The organism is Pseudomonas sp. JDS28PS106, from assembly GCF_036706555.1.
GTDB lineage: Bacteria > Pseudomonadota > Gammaproteobacteria > Pseudomonadales > Pseudomonadaceae > Aquipseudomonas.
The window spans coordinates 148,859-167,713 of record NZ_JBAJGT010000002.1 but is presented as its reverse complement, the minus strand read 5'-3'; the positions used below and the strand labels follow the sequence as shown (position 1 = coordinate 167,713).

The 18,855-nt window shown below is 61.5% G+C and carries 16 protein-coding genes; 9 read left to right on the top strand and 7 right to left on the bottom strand.

Annotated features, from left to right (window positions below; translation table 11 throughout):
* The first annotated feature begins 104 nt into the window (after positions 1–104).
* Positions 105–1,994 carry a penicillin-binding protein 2 gene (gene mrdA / locus TRP66_RS03890; RefSeq protein ID WP_333400030.1) on the top strand — a complete coding sequence of 630 codons (1,890 nt, stop codon included), beginning with the start codon at positions 105–107 and terminating at the stop codon, positions 1,992–1,994.
* Between the two features lie 97 nt (positions 1,995–2,091).
* Positions 2,092–3,810, top strand: coding sequence for a ubiquinone-dependent pyruvate dehydrogenase (gene poxB / locus TRP66_RS03885; RefSeq protein WP_333400029.1), 1,719 nt, complete (start codon positions 2,092–2,094; stop codon positions 3,808–3,810).
* 11 nt (positions 3,811–3,821) lie between these two features.
* Here the strand turns inward: poxB and TRP66_RS03880 are convergent, their stop codons facing one another.
* Entirely contained in the window at positions 3,822–4,235 is a 414-nt protein-coding gene (locus TRP66_RS03880; protein WP_333400028.1) for a GFA family protein, read from the bottom strand.
* A 180-nt stretch (positions 4,236–4,415) separates the two neighbouring features.
* Between TRP66_RS03880 and TRP66_RS03875 the strand changes: the two genes are divergently transcribed.
* From TRP66_RS03875 to TRP66_RS03855, 5 genes are all read left to right on the top strand, one after another.
* Positions 4,416–5,336 (top strand): LysR substrate-binding domain-containing protein, encoded by a 921-nt coding sequence (locus TRP66_RS03875; RefSeq protein ID WP_333400027.1) that lies wholly within the window; start codon positions 4,416–4,418, stop codon positions 5,334–5,336.
* Between the two features lie 173 nt (positions 5,337–5,509).
* Positions 5,510–6,178, top strand: a complete 669-nt coding sequence (locus tag TRP66_RS03870; protein WP_333400026.1) for an antibiotic biosynthesis monooxygenase — start codon at positions 5,510–5,512, stop codon at positions 6,176–6,178.
* 145 nt (positions 6,179–6,323) lie between these two features.
* Positions 6,324–8,162, top strand: coding sequence for an amidohydrolase (locus tag TRP66_RS03865; RefSeq protein WP_333400330.1), 1,839 nt, complete (start codon positions 6,324–6,326; stop codon positions 8,160–8,162).
* Positions 8,163–8,222: 60 nt separating this feature from the next.
* Entirely contained in the window at positions 8,223–8,849 is a 627-nt protein-coding gene (gene ycaC, locus TRP66_RS03860; protein ID WP_333400025.1) for an isochorismate family cysteine hydrolase YcaC, read from the top strand.
* A 503-nt stretch (positions 8,850–9,352) separates the two neighbouring features.
* Positions 9,353–9,661, top strand: a complete 309-nt coding sequence (locus TRP66_RS03855; protein WP_333400024.1) for a hypothetical protein — start codon at positions 9,353–9,355, stop codon at positions 9,659–9,661.
* Between the two features lie 188 nt (positions 9,662–9,849).
* On the opposite strand, the gene moaA is transcribed toward TRP66_RS03855, so the two are convergent.
* Both moaA and TRP66_RS03845 read right to left on the bottom strand, forming a co-directional pair.
* Positions 9,850–10,848, bottom strand: a complete 999-nt coding sequence (gene moaA, locus TRP66_RS03850) for a GTP 3',8-cyclase MoaA (RefSeq protein WP_333400023.1) — start codon at positions 10,846–10,848, stop codon at positions 9,850–9,852.
* A gap of 88 nt (positions 10,849–10,936) precedes the next feature.
* Positions 10,937–12,289: a cation:proton antiporter gene (locus TRP66_RS03845; RefSeq protein WP_333400022.1), complete on the bottom strand. Its 1,353-nt coding sequence runs from the start codon at positions 12,287–12,289 to the stop codon at positions 10,937–10,939.
* 328 nt (positions 12,290–12,617) lie between these two features.
* Between TRP66_RS03845 and TRP66_RS03840 the strand changes: the two genes are divergently transcribed.
* Positions 12,618–14,237, top strand: coding sequence for a methyl-accepting chemotaxis protein (locus tag TRP66_RS03840; RefSeq protein WP_333400021.1), 1,620 nt, complete (start codon positions 12,618–12,620; stop codon positions 14,235–14,237).
* 157 nt (positions 14,238–14,394) lie between these two features.
* Here TRP66_RS03840 and TRP66_RS03835 read toward each other — a convergent pair whose 3' ends face one another.
* The 4 genes from TRP66_RS03835 to TRP66_RS03820 form a co-directional block, all read right to left on the bottom strand.
* Entirely contained in the window at positions 14,395–15,357 is a 963-nt protein-coding gene (locus TRP66_RS03835) for a class I SAM-dependent methyltransferase (protein WP_333400020.1), read from the bottom strand.
* Between the two features lie 103 nt (positions 15,358–15,460).
* Positions 15,461–15,688, bottom strand: coding sequence for a hypothetical protein (locus TRP66_RS03830; protein WP_333400019.1), 228 nt, complete (start codon positions 15,686–15,688; stop codon positions 15,461–15,463).
* Between the two features lie 84 nt (positions 15,689–15,772).
* On the bottom strand, positions 15,773–16,126 hold the full coding sequence (locus TRP66_RS03825) for an FKBP-type peptidyl-prolyl cis-trans isomerase (RefSeq protein ID WP_333400018.1): 354 nt from the start codon (positions 16,124–16,126) through the stop codon (positions 15,773–15,775).
* Positions 16,127–16,250: 124 nt separating this feature from the next.
* Positions 16,251–16,535: a hypothetical protein gene (locus tag TRP66_RS03820; RefSeq protein WP_333400017.1), complete on the bottom strand. Its 285-nt coding sequence runs from the start codon at positions 16,533–16,535 to the stop codon at positions 16,251–16,253.
* A 652-nt stretch (positions 16,536–17,187) separates the two neighbouring features.
* Here TRP66_RS03820 and TRP66_RS03815 point away from each other — a divergent pair.
* Complete coding sequence (locus tag TRP66_RS03815; RefSeq protein ID WP_333400016.1) at positions 17,188–18,771, top strand: TerC family protein; 1,584 nt, start codon at positions 17,188–17,190, stop codon at positions 18,769–18,771.
* The last annotated feature ends 84 nt before the right edge of the window (positions 18,772–18,855 follow it).

Genomic DNA, 18,855 nt, shown 5'->3' with positions numbered 1-18,855 from the left:
TCATTTGCACGCGGGCATTTGCCGCCCCGTCGGACGCCAACTCTTGGTATGGTGCGCGCCGCGTCAGCCGCTTACCCGTCGCCGTTCACCGAGAAGCTGTAGAAATGCCCAATCCACTGCACCTCAAAGACCATGAAAAGGAAACCCGGCTGGTCAATCGCCGGGTACTGGCGTGCGCGGGTCTGATCGCGCTGCTGAGCGCCAGCCTGATCGGCCGCCTGTATTTCCTGCAAGTGACCCAGTTCGCGTACCACTCCACCATTTCCGAAAACAACCGGGTGCATGTGCTGCCGATACCGCCCGAGCGCGGGCTCATCTATGACCGCAACGGCCTGGTTCTGGCCGACAACCGGCCCAGCTTCAACCTGACGCTGACCCGCGAGCGCGCCGGGGAATGGCATCAGGTCATCGATGAGCTGATGAGCATCCTGTCGTTGCCCGAAGAAGACCGGATCCTGTTCGACAAGGCACTCAAGCAGGTGCGCCATCCGTTCGAACCGGCCACCTTGCTGTACGAACTGAGCGAAGAGCAGATCGCCTTGCTGGCGGTCAATCAGTATCGCCTGCCAGGCGTGGACGTGGCCGCTCAGTTCGTGCGGCATTACCCGCTGGGCGCGCACTTCGCCCATTCGATCGGCTACGTCGGACGGATCAACGAAAAGGAAGCGCGCGGGCTCGACAACGAGTACCGCGGCACCCAGTCCATCGGCAAGACCGGTATCGAGCGCTTCTACGAAACCGAGCTGCACGGCAAGGTCGGGTACGAAGAAGTCGAGACCAACGCCCAGGGGCGCGTGCTGCGAGTGCTGAAACACACCGATCCAGTGCCGGGCAAGAACATCACCCTGAGTCTGGACGCCCACCTGCAGCAGGCGGCCGAGGCCGCGCTGGGGGACCGTCGCGGCTCGGTGGTGGCCCTGGATCCGCAGACCGGCGAAGTGCTGGCGATGGTCAGCAAACCCAGTTTCGATCCCAACCTGTTCGTGACCGGCATCAGCTTCAAGGCCTACGCGGCGCTGCGCGATTCGGTCGACCGCCCGCTCTTCAACCGCGTACTGCGCGGGCTGTATGCACCGGGTTCGACGGTCAAGCCCGAGGTCGCCATCGCCGGGCTGGATACCGGCGTCGTCACTGCGAGCACCAAAGTATTCGACCCGGGCTATTTCCAGCTCCCGGACTTCGATCACAAATACCGCAACTGGAATCACAGCGGCGACGGCTGGGTCGACATGGACGCGGCCATCATGCGTTCCAACGATACTTACTTCTACACCCTGGCCCACAAGCTGGGCATCGACCGACTGCACGATTACATGACGATGTTCGGGCTGGGGCAAAAAGTCTCTCTGGACATGTTCGAGGAGTCCGCCGGGCTGATGCCGTCCCGCGAATGGAAGCGCGCCACGCGCCGCCAGGCCTGGTTTCCGGGGGAGACGGTGATCCTGGGCATCGGTCAGGGCTACATGCAGGTCACGCCATTGCAACTGGCCCAGGCCACCTCGCTGATCGCCAGCAAGGGCGTCTGGCATCGCCCGCATCTGGCGATGACGGTGGGCAATGCGGCGCCGGTGGACGAGCATCCGATGCCCGATATCGTGCTGCGCGACCCGCGTGAATGGGATCAGGTCAACGAGGGCATGCAGATGGTCATGCACGACCCGCGCGGTATCGCCCGCGCGGCGGCCCAGGGCGTGCAGTACCACATCGCCGGCAAGAGCGGCACGGCGCAGGTCGTGGCGATCAAGCAAGGCGAGCGCTATAACCGCGACAAAACCCTTGAACGGCATCGCGACAACGCGTTGTTCGTCGGCTTCGCGCCGGCGGAGCGGCCGAAGATCGTGGTCTCGGTGATGATCGAAAACGGCGAGGCGGGCGGTCGCGTCGCGGGCCCGGTGGTTCGCGAGGTGCTCGACGCCTGGCTGCTCGATCAGGACGGCAAGCTCAAGCCGCAATACGCGGCACCGACACTTCCGGCGGGTAGTCCTCATGCCTGACGGATTGGCCTGGGCACGGCAGATTGTGTGAACTGTAGGGCGGGCGTCGGGTCGACCTATCAGCGTTCGTACCCACCGTTTGCACAAGGAACCCCGCATGTCCAAGACCATTGCCGACCATCTCGCGCAGACTCTCGCCGCAGCAGGTGTTTCCCATATCTGGGGCGTGGCCGGTGACAGCCTCAACGGCCTGACCGACAGCCTTCGCCGCACGGACTCGATCCGCTGGATGCACACCCGCCATGAAGAAGTCGCCGCGTTCGCCGCCGGCGCCCAGGCGGCGGCCAGTGGCAAGCTGGCGGTCTGCGCCGGCAGCTGTGGCCCGGGCAACCTGCACTTGATCAACGGCCTTTACGACTGCCATCGCAGCCGCGTTCCGGTGCTGGCCATCGCTGCGCACATTCCCTCGGCCGAAGTCGGCCTGGATTATTTTCAGGAAACCCATCCGCAGGAACTGTTCAAGGAATGCAGTCACTTCGTCGAGCTGGTCAGCCAGCCGGAACAGTTTCCACGGGTACTGGAGCGGGCGATGCGCGCCGCCATCAGCCAGCGCGGCGTCGCGGTGATCGTGGTGCCGGGCGACGTGGCACTGCAACCGGCGCCCGAGGTGCCCGCCAACTGGGTGGAAGTCAATCCGCCGTCGGTGGTCCCTGCCGAGCAGGATCTGCGCAAACTGGTCGAGATGCTCGACGAGTCCAAGGCCGTGACGCTGTTGTGTGGCGCCGGTTGTGCCGGGGCTCATTCGCAGATCATGGCGCTTGCCGAGATCCTCGGGGCGCCGATCGTGCATGCCCTGCGCGGCAAGGAGTACGTCGAGTACGACAATCCCTACGATGTCGGCATGACCGGGCTGATCGGCTTCAGCTCCGGTTATCACGCGATGATGTCGTGCGACACGCTGGTGATGCTGGGCACCAGTTTTCCTTACCGCAATTTCTATCCGGACAAAGCGCAAATCATCCAGATCGATCTGGACCCCAGCCAATTGGGTCGGCGCACGCCCGTGGCGTTGGGTCTGGTCGGCGGGATCAAGGAGACGCTGGACGTGCTCCTGCCGCGCCTCAAACCTCACAATGATCGCCGCTTCCTCGACAAGGCGCTCAAGCACTACGCCAAATCCCGGGAAGAGCTGGACGAACTGGCGACGCCCACCGACGAGGGCGAGCCGATCCATCCGCAGTACCTGACGAAGCTGGTCGACGAGCAGGCCGACCCGGACGCGATCTTCACCGTCGACGTGGGTTCGCCGACCCTGTGGGCCGCGCGCTATCTGCACATGAAAGGCAAACGCCGCCTGCTCGGCTCGTTCAACCATGGCTCGATGGCCAACGCCATGCCCCAGGCACTGGGCGCCAAGGCGCAGTTTCCGGACCGTCAAGTGGTCGCGCTGTGCGGCGACGGTGGGCTGTCAATGCTGCTGGGCGACTTGCTGAGCATTCGCCAGCTGAACCTGCCGATCAAGATGGTGGTGTTCAACAACAGCTCGCTGGGCTTCGTCGACATGGAGATGAAAGCCGCGGGCTATGTGCCCCGCGACACCGACTTCCATGACACCAACTATGCGGGCGTGGCATTGGGCGCGGGCATTCTGGGCATCCGGGTTGAAAGCGCCGACGAACTCCCGGCAGCGCTACGCAAGGCCTTCGAGCATCCCGGCCCGGTGCTGCTTGACGTGGTCACCGCCAAGCAGGAGCTGGGCATCCCGCCGAAGATCAAGCTGGCCCAGGCCAAGGGTTTCAGCCTGTACATGATGCGCGCCGTGCTCAGCGGTCGAGGCAATCAGGTGCTCGAACTGGCGAAGACCAACCTGCGCTGAGCGTGACCGGATCAGTCGCAGCGAGGGGGCGCGGCGTCGGCGGGGTGGTTCACCCCGTCCGACGTCGGAACCGCTCCGAGATCGAAGGGATTGACCCCCTCCAGGCACGCCACGTTGTAGCCATATTCCGCAGGGTTCGAGCGGCGCTGGTGGTGGGTGTAGATCCCGCAGTGCCCACAGAACCAATGCTTGGCGGTCAACGTATTGAACTGATACAGCTTGAGCATGCTTTGCCCGTGGACCACTCTGACGCCCTCGGCCGCGACAGTCGCAACCACCGCACCCCGGCGCCGGCAGAGTGAGCAATCGCAGCGACGCGGATCGACGATACCGTCAGGCAGGCTCAGCTCCAGCATGACCGCGCCGCAGTGACAGGAGGCGCGATGGATCGGGTTGATTCGGGTCGGGCCGACTTTCTTGATCATGGCAGTTTCTCCGTGAAGGCTTTCAGTCAGGGTAAACCCTGCAGCGGGGGCTGTGCGACCGGTCGGCGCGTCGCCTGTTGAGATACAGCACATCCATTCAAGCGCAACGGCGGGAAACTGTGCTTAGGTTGGGTAAAGCCACGTCTTGCAGACACCTTACCTTTCCAGCCGGATGCCTTTATGAACCGTAACGACTTGCGCCGTGTCGATCTCAATCTGCTGGTGATCTTCGAAGCGCTGATGTTCGAGCGCAATCTGACCCGCGTCGCGGAAAAGCTTTTCATCGGTCAGCCCGCCGTCAGCGCGGCGCTGGGCAGGCTGCGCGATCTGTTTGACGACCCCTTGCTGCTGCGCAACGGGCGCGGCATGGAGCCCACCGCCCGGGCGCTGGTCATCCTTGAGGAGATTCGCCCGGCGCTGGACACCATTTCCGGCGCGGTTAGCCGTGCCAAGGACTTCGATCCGGCGACCAGTTGCGATGTGTTTCGCATCGGCCTTTCCGATGACGCCGAATTCGGGCTGTTGCCGCCATTGCTCAGCCGCCCGCGCGAAGAAGCGCCGGGCATCATCGTGGTCATTCGCCGCGCCAACTACCTGCTGCTGCCGGCGCAACTGGCCTCGGGCGAAATCTCGGTCGGCGTCAGCTACACGGTCGATCTGCCGGCCAATGCCAAACGCAAAAAGCTGCGCGACATCGGTTGCAAGGTCATTCGTGGCGACGCTCGTCCCGGCACCCTGAGCCTGGACGATTACTGTGAACGGCCGCATGCCATGGTTTCGTTTTCAGGAGACTTGTGCGGCAACATCGATCTGGATCTGGCGCAGGTCGGCCGGACCCGCAAGGTGATGCTCGCCGTGCCACAGTTCAACGGCTTGCGCGCCTTGCTGGCGGGCACTGAGCTGATCGCCACGGTGCCCGATTACGCCGCGTGCGCGCTGGTGGAGGGCAGCGCGCTGCGCGCCGAGGATCCACCATTCCCCATAGTGCCCGCCGAATTGTCGATGGTCTGGAGCGGCGTGCATGACAACGATCCGGCCGAACGCTGGCTGCGTTCACGGATCGCCGAGTACATGTCCGCGCCCCTGACAGTCGGCTCATGAGCCTCGGTTCAGAGCGGCGCATCTGAGAACCGTTCGCTAAGAAAGCACATCGATTCAATTCTTGGCGGCAGATCGGCGGCAACATCTCGCTACATTCAAGGCGTCGTCGTAGTCCCTCATGTGGTCGGGCGGCTCCATTGTTATCGAGATCGTGTTTGCCGGAGCCGCCGATCATGTCCGACCCCCTTTCACTCGACGCCAATGCCCACGCGGCCAACGTTGTCGTGCCCAACGAAATCATCACCCTGGTCATCAAGCATCGCATCAAAGCCGGTCTGGAAACCCGCTATGAAGAGTGGCTGCGACGCATTGTCAGCGTGGCCGCCGGTTATCCGGGACACTTGGGCGTGGACGTGATTCGCGGCACGTCCGGCGGCCTGCGACTGTTCACGTCCGTACTGCGTTTTCACTCGGCCCGGGCCATGCAGGACTGGATGGATTCCGACGAGCGCCGCGAGCTGGTGCGCGAGGCCGAGCCGATGCTCGCCGACGGCGACCAGACCCAGATCAATCCGCACAAGGAATTCTGGTTCAACCCGGTCGCCGAAGACGGCGCGGGAGAGGGCGGCGCGCCACCGCGCTGGAAACAGGCGTGCGTGTCGTTTCTGGTCATCCTGCCGCTGACCCTGTTCGTGCCGATCTTCTGGTCCCCCGTCTTCAAGCTCGTGCCCTGGCTGTCGGGCTATGTCGCCAGCACCGCGCTGGTGACCATCACCATCGTGCTGCTGGTGGTGTACCTGATGATGCCGGCCGCCACCCGATTGCTCGCGCCCTGGCTGAACGCGCCGAGCGGCGACGCGGCACGCGAAGAAACCCCGATCAAAACCACTCAGGGAGAGTGATCCCATGACAGACGAGAAAACCGATCTGCAGCGCCGGCGCTTTATCGCCAAAGGCTCACTGCTCAGCGCCGCGGCCGCGATCCTGCCCGGTTTGCCGTTCTCGGGTGTTGCCAACGCTTCCCAGTCATTCACCAAAGGTGCAGCAATGAATGTCGATCTGATTCTGTTCAACGGCCGGTTCCACACGGTCGATCGAGAGAAACCCAAGGCCAGCGCGGTCGCCATCGCCAACGGTCGGTTCGTGGCCGTGGGCACCGATGCCGAAGTCATGCCATTGCGCGGCAGCGCGACCCAGGTCATCGACATGAAGCAGCGCACGGTGATTCCGGGCCTCAACGACTCGCACCTGCACCTGATTCGCGGCGGCCTGAACTACAACCTTGAACTGCGCTGGGAAGGCGTGCCGTCGCTGGCTGACGCGTTGCGTATGCTCAAGGATCAGGCCGACCGTACGCCAACGCCGCAGTGGGTGCGGGTGGTGGGCGGCTGGAACGAGTTCCAGTTCGCCGAAAAGCGCATGCCAACGCTCGAAGAGCTGAACCAGGCCGCGCCAGACACCCCGGTGTTCGTCCTGCACTTGTACGACCGTGCCTTGCTCAACCGCGCCGCGCTGCGGGTAGCCGGTTACACCCGCGACACGCCTAACCCGCCGGGCGGCGAAATCGTGCGCGACAGCCAGGGCAACCCGACCGGCATGCTGGTCGCCAAGCCCAACGCCATGATTCTCTACTCGACCCTGGCCAAAGGCCCCAAGCTGCCGCTGGAGTATCAGGTCAACTCGACCCGCCAGTTCATGCGCGAGCTCAATCGCCTGGGCGTCACCAGTGCCATCGACGCCGGTGGCGGTTTCCAGAATTATCCGGACGACTACGCCGTCATCGAACAGCTGAACCGCGAGAAGCAGCTGACGGTGCGCATCTCCTACAACCTGTTCACCCAAAAGCCCAAGGAAGAACTCGCCGACTTCAAGAACTGGACCAGCACCGTCAAGTTGCACCAGGGCGATGACTTCCTGCGCCACAACGGCGCGGGAGAAATGCTGACCTTCTCGGCGGCTGACTTCGAAGACTTCCTGGAACCACGTCCGGACCTGGCGCCTGGCATGGAGCAGGATCTGGAACCGGTGGTGCGCCACCTGGTGGAACATCGCTGGCCGTTCCGCCTCCATGCGACCTACGACGAGTCGATCAGCCGGATGCTGGACGTTTTCGAGAAGGTCAATCGCGACATTCCGTTTAACGGTTTGCCCTGGTTCTTCGACCATTGCGAAACCATCACCCCGAAAAACATCGAGCGGGTTCGCGCACTGGGCGGCGGCATCGCGATCCAGGACCGCATGGCGTTCCAAGGCGAATATTTCGTAGACCGCTATGGCGCGAAGGCGGCCGAAATAACGCCGCCGATCAAGCGCATGCTGGCCGAAGGCGTGCCGGTCGGCGCCGGCACCGACGCGACTCGCGTGTCGAGCTATAACCCCTGGACCTCGCTGTACTGGATGGTCAGCGGGCGTACCGTGGGCGGTCTGGAACTCTATCCCGAAGGTCTGTCCCGTGAAACCGCGCTGGAACTGTTCACCCACGGCAGTGCGTGGTTTTCCTCGGAGCAGGGCAAGAAGGGCCAGATCAAGGTTGGCCAGCTGGCGGACGTGGTGGCCCTGTCCGCCGACTACTTCAGCGTCGAAGAAGACGCGATCAAGTGGATCGAGTCGGTCATGACCGTCGTGGACGGCAAGGTCGTGTATGGCTCGGGCGACTTCGAGCAACTGGCCCCGCCAGCCGTACCGGTGCTGCCGGACTGGTCGCCGGTTGCCAAGGTCGCCGGTCACTGGCGCCCGGCCTCGCCGATGCTGGCTCAGGTGCACCAGTGCAGCGGGCCTTGCACCGTGCATTCCCACAGCCACGAGCGGGCGCGTCTGTCGAACGTCCCGGTGAGCGATTTCCAGGGTTTCTGGGGCGCCTTTGGCTGTTCCTGCTTCGCATTCTGATCCCGGTAAACCCCTGACAGGTCACCGGTCAGGGCGCCCATTCCACCCAAGGAGTCAATCATGAGCACTGCTACCCCGTACAAGCGCCTGAACAAAGACGAAGCCGCGGTCCTGCTGGTCGATCATCAGACCGGCCTGATTTCCCTGGTCCAGGACTTTTCCCCCAACGAGTTCAAGAACAACGTGCTGGCGCTGGCCGACATTGCTCGGTTCTTCGACCTGCCGACCATCCTGACCACGAGCTTCGAAAGCGGCCCCAACGGTCCGCTGGTGCCCGAGCTCAAGGAGATGTTCCCGGACGCGCCTTACATCCCGCGCCCAGGCCAGATCAACGCCTGGGACAACGAAGATTTCGTCAAGGCTGTCAAAGCCACCGGCCGCAAGCAGTTGATCATCGCCGGTGTCGTGACCGACGTCTGCGTCGCGTTCCCGACCCTGTGCGCGCTGGCCGAAGGCTTCGACGTGTTCGTAGTGACCGATGCGTCGGGCACTTTCAACGAAACTGTGCAACAGGCAGCCTGGGCGCGCATGAGCGCCGCGGGTGCGCAACTGGTCAACTGGTTCTCGGTGGCCTGCGAACTGCAGATCGACTGGCGTAACGACATGGAAGGCCTGGCCAACCTGCTGTCCCAGCGTATCCCGAACTACCGCAACCTGATCAACAGTTACACCGCCTTCACCCAGTAACCCGCCGTCTCCTCGGTTTCCCTTTTTAGCGGTGGCGTGACCTGACGGTCACTGCCACCGTTTTTTTTGCGCGCTGACCATTCGTCTGTAGTGATCACAGAAAACCACTACATAACGGTTGACGCGCCAATCACGGTTTTGCATCATGCAGCTGTCTCCCTCATCGGGAGCACTGGAGATGCAGAAGATCAGCTCGACAAGCCGTCGAGATGTTCACGGATACAGGCTGCCCACAAGGCAGATTGATGAAGCTGACCCGGCATGATCGCTCGACAGGGCGGGATGTTGGCGATACGACCTCATGATGCTTGCGGTTGGTCATACCGACCATCAGCCTGAACTGCGGTTTCGCCAGTCCCTCGCTTGTCAGCGTTCCATGTAGTGCCCGCTTGAATCTACTACCTGTACTCCCTGTTTCATCCATGGGGCCGCTCCCGACATCATTGTTACTGGCGCGGCAGGTGAATGTACGGCACCCAATCTACGAGCGAAGGAGCATCACCATGAACATGAATCGCCACACGTCCCTCGATGAACTGGCTCGTCTGTTTGCAGCCTGCAAAGACACCCTCGATTGCCACATCCTCTGGATTTGCGACAACGGTGAGGTTCATCTGGACCCCATGTCGCCTTGTTCTCAGGAAAACGAATTCCGCGAAACGCATCCGCAGCTGCGAGCCTGCGTGAAAATGTTTCGGCGGGGACAAGGGTATGTGGGCAAGAAAGCCGCCGCCGATCCTGCTTATCTTGAATCGGTACTAGGCGACATCGCCGTGCAATGGCAGCAGCTGCGCAAGCGCAAGGTTGCGTAGGCTGTATCAGAAATGAAAAAAATAGTTGAACAGAACTTGTACAAACTGAAATGGCTGATATAACTTTCAGGCAAGGGTCGGCGGTGATGGCGCAGATGTGACCGGTTTCGGTCTTGACCACCCCGCTGGCCTTTTCTCCTTCCGCTGAGCGTCGATGGTGATGCAACCTAGGCGCTCGGCAACCGGTCTCAGCCGCCGGTCATGTTCATGAAGCGCACCACCTGCACGTCATCGTCCAAGGTGAAATTGTGGCTCCAGGGTTTGAGCTGCATGGCGTCGATGATGGCTTTCTCAAGCTTCTCCGGCTGGCCGGGATTGGCGCGCAGCACGGCCTTCAGGTCGGCGGAATGCTCGTTGCCCAGGCACAGCAGCAAACGTCCTTCCACCGTCAGGCGCACCCGGTTACAGGTGCCGCAGAAGTTGTGGCTGTGGGGCGAGATGAAACCGATCCGGATATCCGGCGCCTCGGCCAGCCGCCAGTAGCGCGATGGTCCGTGGGTAGAGTCGGTGGAAGGCATCAGGGTATAGCGTTCGGCGATGCGCTCGCGCACCTCGTCGCTGGAACAGAAGGACTCGGCGCGGCTGTGCTCGCTGATGACGCCCAGCGGCATCTCTTCGATGAACGACACGTCCAGGCCGCGATTGATGGCAAAGGCCAGCAGGTCGTTTATCTCGTGATCGTTGCGACCCTTCATGACCACACAGTTGAGCTTGGTGTGCGTGAAACCCGCGGCATTGGCAGCATCGATACCGGCAATGACCTTGTCCAGATCGCCAGTGCGGGTCAGCTCGCGAAAGCGTTGCGGGTCCAGACTGTCCAGACTGATGTTCAAACGGCTGACCCCTGCGTCGTACAGCGGGCGGGCCAGGCGGTCCAGCTGCGAACCATTGGTCGTCATGCACAGCTCGCGCAGGCCGGGCAGGGCGGCGATGCGCTCGCACAGCCCGACCACGCCGGCGCGCACCAACGGCTCGCCGCCGGTCAGGCGGATCTTGCGGGTTCCCAGCGCGACGAAACGCTCGGCCACTTGCAGAATTTCCTCCAGCGACAGAATCTGCTGGCGGGGCAGGAAAGTCATTTCCTCGGCCATACAGTACACGCAGCGGAAATCGCACCGGTCGGTCACCGACATGCGCAGATAATCCACCTTGCGTGCAAAGCGGTCCATCAGGACGTGATCTGACATTTCACCTTCTCAATACGCGGTATGTGCAGCTTGCGCAGTCCTTTCGCCATCGTCCAATCGCTTGTTGCGATAGGCTGATCGACTTGCTCTATCGGTCGCCCTCGGTGCTCGGAGTATAACGTTCATAGCGGTCCAGCAGCGGCTGGATACTCAGACCGTGCAACAGGATGCTGAGTGCCACCACGGACAACGTCATGCCGATGATGACGTGTCCCGCGTCTTCCGGCAAACCGTGCCCCAGCGCGAAACACAGATAGTAAAGGCTGCCAATGCCGCGAATGCCGAACCAGCTGACCAGCCCTTTCTGACGACGATCCAGCAGTTTCGGGCTGATCAGCAGCCAGACACTGACCGGGCGGATGATACAGAACAGGGCAAGGCCCAGACCGACTGCCTGCCAATCCCAGTACAGCGCCAGCGACGCGCCCACCAGCGTAATCAGCAGCACTTCCATGGAACGCTCCACTAGACTGCCGAATGCCAGCATGTCGCCCATCATGATGCCCGCCGCCAGCTGCGAATCGCTCAAATCTTCGGCCTCGGTCGCAGTGGGTTTGTCCAGGCCGCCGGTCATGTGGCCGATGATCGGCTGGGCTACGTGTTCGGAAGGTACCTCGGAACGGGTGATGCGTGCTTCCGCCTGCCGCAGCCCGAAACCGGCCGCGAAGACTGACAGGAAACCGTAGGCCTGAATCCAGTCGGCAGTCACGTAGGACAACGCGATCAACGCCAGTGCCAGGAAGTCGTTCGGCGAAAGCGAACTATCACCATGTTTGATGCGCAGGAAAATCATCAGGTGGCCGACGCCGCGGCCCATCCCGTAGCCAAGCAACAGGCCCGCCGGGACAGCCCATAACAGCTTGGCCACCACCCAGTGGGTCACCCAGCCGTCGCCCATGGCGCTAGACCCCAGATAGAACAGCGCCAGGTAAACGAAAGGGAACGCCGTGCCGTCGTTCAGGCCCGCCTCGCCGGACAGTCCGAACCGCAGCCGGTCCTGATCCTGTGCGTTGGTGACCTGGACCAGCCCCGCCAGCACCGGATCGGTCGGCGAGAGCATGGCGCCCAGCAGCAGGGCCAGTCCCCATGGCAGGCCGAGCAGATAGTGCGCGACCAGGCAAGTACCGGCGATGGTCGCGATCATCACCGGCCCTGCCAGCCAGTAGGCCGAATGCCAGGCCTTGCCGTGCAACGGCAGGCGCAGCTTGATACCGGTGTTGAACAGCGAAAACAGCACGGCAACTTCGGTCAGACGCTCCATCCAGCCGGATGCCTGGCGGAAATCCAGATTGATCATCGCAAGCCCCATCGGACCGATCGCGAAGCCGAAGATCAGGCAGACCGCCGAGGTTGTCACGGGCATCCAGCGCAGATAGGAAGAGGTCAGTGCCAGCAGCATCAGCAATGCGCCCAACACCGTCATGCAGGTAATGAAGCTCATGGGTTTGGATCGTCGCAAATCAGAAGGGTATGAGGCTGTGACTGTGACAACCCGCAATAATTTGAAATATCTGGGGAAATACAATTTTAGGCGACGAATGTAATAGCGCTATTGCGGTCGTTCGGGGTAGATATGCCCAAGCCAGAAAAATAATTCTCCGACGTCATCAAATTGTCATAATTTGCTGCCATTGGCGTCGATAACTGGTTGATTAAAGAAGTTTTTCTCCGGGCCGATAGTTCGGATGCACGTCTCCCAAACGGGGTGATGACAGGGAAGTGGCACTCATATCCGCGCGGCGCGCGGCCCCAATTCCCGGAGATACCTCATGTCCAAATCCTTGCGCTTGCAAATACTCGCCATGCTGGGCGGCAGCCTGATCCTGATTCTGCTGATCGCACTGGCCTGCTTCAATTTTCTTTCCAACAATGTCCATGCTTATCGTGGCCTGATCCAGGGGCCGGTGCTCGCCTCGCAACTGGTCGACGAGGCCAACCTGCAATTCAAGGTTCAGGTGCAGGAATGGAAAAACGTGCTGCTGCGCGGCAAGTTTCCGGCTGACCGCGACCGCTATTGGGCCCAGTTCGAAGCGCAGGAGCGCAACGTGCAGGATGCCTTGACCCGGTTGAGCAGCCTGGGCGGGCTTGAGCCGACGCTGAAAGCGCAGGTCGAAAAGCTCAAGCAGGAACACCGTGACCTTGGCTCTGCCTACCGCAAGGGCCGGGATGCCTTCATCGCCTCCGGCGCCGATGCCGGGGCAGGCGACGAAGCTGTAAAAGGTGTGGACCGACAGGCCAGCGAGCAGATGGCGGTGCTGGTCGAGCAGCTGCACAAGTCCAGCGCGACGCAATCGGTCGCGATCAGTGCCGAGGCGGACCGGACCATCGTGATCGGCGCTCTGGTGATGTTGATTTCAGCGCTGGTGGTCGGTCTGCTGACGCTGTGGATGGTCAATCGCAACGTCATCGCGCCCATCACCGTGCTGATTGATTACGTTGCGAAACTGGCCGAGGGCAAGTTCGGGGCCCGCGTCGACATCACCCGTCGCGATGAGCTGGGTCGTTTGGCCGAGGCGGCCAATACCTTGCGCGATTTCCTCGCCGATACTTTTGCACGTCTCAAGCGCAGCACTACTGATCTGGACACCGCAGGCGGCGAGCTCAAGGCCATCGCATCCTTGATGGCGCAAGGCACCCACGAGCAATTCGAACGCACCGATCAGGTCGCGACCGCCATGACCGAGATGTCTGCCACCGCTCAGGAAGTCGCGCGCCATGCCGCCGAGGCTGCCCGCGCCGCCGACGAAGCGGATCACAGCGCGCAAAGCGGTGAAAAAGTCATGCAGTCGACCATCGCCACCATCACCCGGATGCGCACCGAGATCGCCTCTACCGCCGACGTGATCGGGCGCCTCGAAGCGGACAGCGGCCGGATCGGCAAGGTGCTGGAGGTCATTCGTGGCATTGCCGAGCAGACGAATCTGCTGGCGCTGAACGCGGCCATCGAAGCGGCGCGCGCGGGCGAGGCCGGCCGTGGCTTTGCGGTGGTGGCCGATGAAGTCCGTACCCTGGCCCAGCGCACGGCCGAATCCACTGCCGAGATCAACCAGATCATCAATACCGTGCAGACCGGCGCGACCGACGCCGTTCAGGCGATCCAGGGCGGGCAGGCCCGCAGCGAGGAAAGCGTCGAGCAGGTGACTCAGGCGGGGGAAACCCTGCAGCGCATCACCCTGGCGGTGGAGAACATTCGCGACATGAACCGGCAGATCGCTACGGCCGCCGAGGAGCAGACGTCGGTCGCCGAAGACATCTCGCGCAATCTGACCGAGATCACTGCCATTGCCACCACCAACCAGGACAACGTCAAGCGGACCCAAGGTGCGAGCCAGGATCTGCATGGGCTGTCGGTCGGGTTGAACGAGGTGATCTCGCGGCTCGGGGCCTGATCCGGCCTAAACGGGTTGAAGGCCTCAGAGGGTGTTTACAAAATAGGCGAGCGACGGCAAGACAAGGCGAAATCGGTCGAAAAAGCGGAGTTTACACGGAGTAAATGAGCATTTTGAGACCGATTTCAACGCCGTATTGCCGAGCGCAGCCACTTTGTCAGGCCCAGCCGTCGCGCGCTTCGCCCTGGTAGGTAAACAGCAGCGCCTTGAGCCCGCCGTCTTCTCTGTCATCAGGGAATTCCGGCGGGTTGTCCAGGCGGCGTTCGAAACGCAGCGACGGAGCCTGCTCCGCCGTCTGCTGAATCAGAAAGTCCGGACCCGTGGCCGGATCGTTCATACATGCCAGGACCGATCCGCCCGTTTCCAGCAGCTCGGGCAGACGTCGCAATACGCGCTGATAGTCCTTGTCGAGCATGAAGCTGCCTTTCTGAAAAGAAGGCGGATCGACAATGATCAAGTCATAGCGGCCCATGCGCGTGACCTTAGCCCAGGATTTGAACAGGTCATGTCCCAGAAAGCTGACACGGCTCAGATCATGGCCATTGAGATGGTGGTTCTCGCGGCCACGGTTGAGCGCCGCCCGCGCCATGTCCAGGTTCACCACATGATCGGCGCCGCCTTCGATGGCCGCGACCGAAAAACCGCAGGTATAGGCGAACAGGTTGAGAATCCGCTTGCCGCGGGCGTTTTCCCGGACCCAGTCGCGGCCGTAACGCATGTCCAGGAACAGCCCGCTGTTCTGCTTCTTGCCGAAATCGACCTTGTAGCGCAGCCCGTTTTCGGTGATGACCCATTCATCGATGGCGTCCCCGGCGAGCAGCTCCATGTCGCTACTCGGCAGGTAGCGGTGATGCAGTAGCAAAGTACGGGCTTCGCTTCGCTGCCATTGATCGGTCTGGGGCAAAGCGCAGAGCAGCGCAGTCAGGCCGGCCAGCTCATCATCGGTCGGCTGTTTGAACAGCGACACCAGGACCACGCCCTGCATCCAGTCCACCGTAATCTGCTCCAGTCCCGGCCACACCCGGCCTCGACCGTGGAACAGGCGTCGGGTTTCGGCCGGCGCAGGATCGAGGGATTCGAGCAGATGCTGGTGCAGTGTCGCGAGCGTTTCGGGATTCATGGGGCTGGTCGGTGAGAAAAAAGGCCGCACATGGTAAACCTATTTGAGACGGCGCCCACAACGAGCAGGCTTTCGTGAAAGCTATCGGCAGGGCGGCGTGACCTCAAACAGGCTTGGCGCGCACGATCCTGCGCGCCTTGATTTCGTCAGCGTAGGCTTTCAACTGATCCGCGTCGCTATAAAGCCGGTTGACCATCTGAAGAATGGCGGTCACATCGACCTCGGTCACCCGGGCGGCCAGCTTGAGGATCTCGTCGGCGGTGTTTTCCAGATTGCTGGCCGTGCCCTTGAGGTGCTTTTTCAACTCTTGGGTCGACTTATTGAGCGGCATTAGAGGTTCCTGTCGGCGAATGGCGGATCATCCATGGGAAAAGCATGGCCTTTTCAGCGCTGACGGGCAAACCCTGAGTGACGTTCAATCGTCGCGAGTCAGCACTTCCAGCAGCTCGATCTCGAATGACAGGTCGGAGCCCGGCTGGATATGAGCCCCCATCTTGCGATCGCCGTAGGCCAGATGCGCGGGCACGAACAGCTTGCGCTTGCCGCCGACCTTCATGCCCATCAAGCCGATATCCCAACCCTTGATGACTCGACCGGTGCCGATCACGCATTGAAAGGGCTTGCCGCGCTGGTGCGATGAGTCGAAGACAGTGCCGTCCTGCAAGGTGCCGGTGTAGTGGGTGGTGATCAAGGCGCCTTTGACGACTTCTTTGCCGTCACCCACCTGGATGTCGGTCACTTGAAGTTCCGGCTGCGTCGAGTCGTGCATAAGAAGTCCTTTGTCAGTTGGCCCTGCTGTCAACTAGCTCGGCTTTCTCGCAGAAAAACGCTCATGGCACAAGCGGAAACGAAAACGGGGAGGTCAGGCCTCCCCGTTTTCAATGACATGGACGTTACAGAAGATTCTGCGAGCCGGCGACCATGGCTTGCGCGACAGCTTCCTTCTGCTCAGGCGTGAAGCCGTCCCAGACATTGACCTTGGCGTAATAGCCCAGACCCGCAACGCAATAGAGGCCCAGAGTGAATACGATGAAGATCGACACGAACGTCCAGCGACCGCGTTCGTCTTCCCGGGTGAAATCACGGGAATACCGATGTTCTGCGGGTTTGCGCGCCAGCAGCGCCTGGGAAAAACGTTTAAACCAGTAAAACAGATGTACAACAACCGACCGCAACATGGGTGAATAGCCTCAGGATCAATGACAAGAGCCGGTATGGCCCATGCCGACTGGCATGGCACCCACACTGCGCCCCCCTGACGTCGCATGGCGACGCTGTGAAAAAGCTTCAAACGCAAAAAGCCCGTCAGGGACGGGCTCTTTATTTTTATCGTTCTGGTCGCGACCGGCTGATGTCACCTGCGGTCTGCGAAGATTTCGAAATATTTTAAAACATATGGCGGATTGCTTCCATACGATGCAAGCGGTCGTCAGACAACTGGTCGTGGATTTGCTGCGACATAACGACACGCTCCCCCCAGCACAGTCGGAAGAAGTCACCAATCGTCAAGCTTTGTAATACTTCTTCTGCGCAGGAAAGGGCCGTGCGTATTGTAGGATCACATCCCGCATTCAATTTCAGGATTTTATGAACACCCTTCAGGAGCCTCCTTGTCGCTCTTCCCGCGTCACCCTTTTACAGCCTTCGCCTTGCGTGCCACTGCGCCGCGCCTCCCGATCTTCTTGCGCCATCCCTCGGTCGCAATGTCGGGCCAGATCCCGTTTGCTCACGCACTTCGGCAATCGTCAGCCTGACCTGACCCTGTCTGTCCGTGCGCGCCTGAACACAGTGTTCGCTGTCTCCCGCATTCTGTCCGAGAAGGAATAACCCATGGAATGGATCGCCGACCCAACGGCATGGCTTGGCCTGCTGACTCTTATCGTGCTGGAGCTGGTGCTGGGCATCGACAACCTGGTGTTCATCGCCATTCTCGCCGACAAGCTCCCGCCCGAGCAGCGCGACAAGGCACGCATCATCGGCCTGTCCCTGGCGCTGATCATGCGTCTTGGCTTGCTGGCGAGCATTTCCTGGATGGTGACGCTTACCGAACCGCTGTTCGAGATTTTCGACCACAGCTTCTCCGGTCGTGACCTGATCATGCTGTTCGGCGGTATCTTCCTGCTGTTCAAGGCCACCATGGAACTGCACGAGCGGCTCGAAGGCCATGTCAGCCAGCGCGCCGGCAGCGGGACCTACGCCGCTTTCTGGCCGATCGTCGCGCAGATCGTCGTGCTCGACGCTGTCTTCTCGCTGGACGCGGTGATCACTGCCGTCGGTATGGTAGAGCAGCTCTCGGTGATGATGATCGCGGTCATCTTCTCGATCGGTCTGATGATGGTTGCGAGCAAGCCGCTGACCAAATTCGTCAATAGCCACCCGACGGTGATCATGCTGTGCCTGGGCTTCTTGATGATGATCGGCTTCAGCCTGACGGCCGAAGGTCTTGGCTTCCACATTCCGAAAGGCTATCTCTACGCGGCGATCGGCTTCTCGATCCTGATCGAGATGTTCAATCAGATCGCTCGCAAACGCCGCAAGACGTCGGCCCATGGACAGCGCCCGCGTCGTGAGCGCGCAGCCCATGCCGTCATGCGTCTGCTTGGCGGTCGCCGTCTGGAAGAGGGCGAGGTCGACGAGGAAATCATCGATATGCTGGAGGGCGATGCCCGTGAAGGGGAAGCCACCGAAGCGGTCTTCGATCGTCGCGAGCGTGTCATGATCAGCGGCGTGTTGCAGCTGGCCGAGCGGCCGATCCGCACGGTCATGACGCCACGCGCCGAGGTGGACTATATCGACCTCGCCGATGACCCGCAGACGATCCGGACCCGGCTGATGCACTCGTCCTATTCGCGATTGCCATTGATCGGCGAGGGCGGGATCGACGAGCCGGTGGGCTTCGTTCACAAGAAGGAGCTGCTCAAGGAGTTGCTCGCCGGTAACGAACCCGACCTGCAGCTGCTCTCGCGCAAGGCCGTCAACCTGCTGGAGAATTTCTCGATCCTTAACGCGCTGGAGCAGATGCGCAAGGCCTCGACGCATATCGCGTTCGTGGTCAACGAGTTCGGCGATTTCATCGGTGTGTTGAGCATGACCGACATTCTGGAGTCCATCGCCGGCCAGTTGCCGGACGCCAGTGAGGTCGAAGGTCCCGACATCGTCGAGCATGAGGATGGCTACCTGGTCTCCGGCGCGCTGAACCTCAATCTGATCCGCGAGCGAACCGGGTTCCAGGCCCGGGCGACGGACGATTACCAGACATTGGCGGGACTGGTCATGAGCCTGCTCGACCGTCTGCCGGTCACTGGCGACCGCCTGGAATGGCAAGGCTGGCACCTTCAGGTGGCCGGGGTGGAAGAGCGTCGCGTGACCCGCGTTCTCCTGCACAGACAGACGCCATCCGGCGCGGCCGAGTAAGGCTTCGACACTGCTGAAAGAAACGGACCCTAGAGGTCCGTTTCTTTTGGTTGCAAGAAGAAGGAGCGTGACGCGGAGGACTTG

Coding starts and splice junctions, on each gene's coding strand:
- poxB (WP_333400029.1), top strand. CDS start 2,092: ATGTCCAAGACCATTGCCGACCATCTCGCGCAGACTCTCGCCGCAGCA.
- TRP66_RS03870 (WP_333400026.1), top strand. CDS start 5,510: ATGTCCGACCCCCTTTCACTCGACGCCAATGCCCACGCGGCCAACGTT.
- TRP66_RS03880 (WP_333400028.1), bottom strand. CDS start 4,235: ATGATCAAGAAAGTCGGCCCGACCCGAATCAACCCGATCCATCGCGCC.
- TRP66_RS03825 (WP_333400018.1), bottom strand. CDS start 16,126: ATGCACGACTCGACGCAGCCGGAACTTCAAGTGACCGACATCCAGGTG.
- TRP66_RS03855 (WP_333400024.1), top strand. CDS start 9,353: ATGAACATGAATCGCCACACGTCCCTCGATGAACTGGCTCGTCTGTTT.
- TRP66_RS03840 (WP_333400021.1), top strand. CDS start 12,618: ATGTCCAAATCCTTGCGCTTGCAAATACTCGCCATGCTGGGCGGCAGC.
- ycaC (WP_333400025.1), top strand. CDS start 8,223: ATGAGCACTGCTACCCCGTACAAGCGCCTGAACAAAGACGAAGCCGCG.
- moaA (WP_333400023.1), bottom strand. CDS start 10,848: ATGTCAGATCACGTCCTGATGGACCGCTTTGCACGCAAGGTGGATTAT.
- TRP66_RS03820 (WP_333400017.1), bottom strand. CDS start 16,535: ATGTTGCGGTCGGTTGTTGTACATCTGTTTTACTGGTTTAAACGTTTT.
- TRP66_RS03865 (WP_333400330.1), top strand. CDS start 6,324: ATGAATGTCGATCTGATTCTGTTCAACGGCCGGTTCCACACGGTCGAT.
- mrdA (WP_333400030.1), top strand. CDS start 105: ATGCCCAATCCACTGCACCTCAAAGACCATGAAAAGGAAACCCGGCTG.
- TRP66_RS03845 (WP_333400022.1), bottom strand. CDS start 12,289: ATGAGCTTCATTACCTGCATGACGGTGTTGGGCGCATTGCTGATGCTG.
- TRP66_RS03875 (WP_333400027.1), top strand. CDS start 4,416: ATGAACCGTAACGACTTGCGCCGTGTCGATCTCAATCTGCTGGTGATC.
- TRP66_RS03835 (WP_333400020.1), bottom strand. CDS start 15,357: ATGAATCCCGAAACGCTCGCGACACTGCACCAGCATCTGCTCGAATCC.
- TRP66_RS03815 (WP_333400016.1), top strand. CDS start 17,188: ATGGAATGGATCGCCGACCCAACGGCATGGCTTGGCCTGCTGACTCTT.
- TRP66_RS03830 (WP_333400019.1), bottom strand. CDS start 15,688: ATGCCGCTCAATAAGTCGACCCAAGAGTTGAAAAAGCACCTCAAGGGC.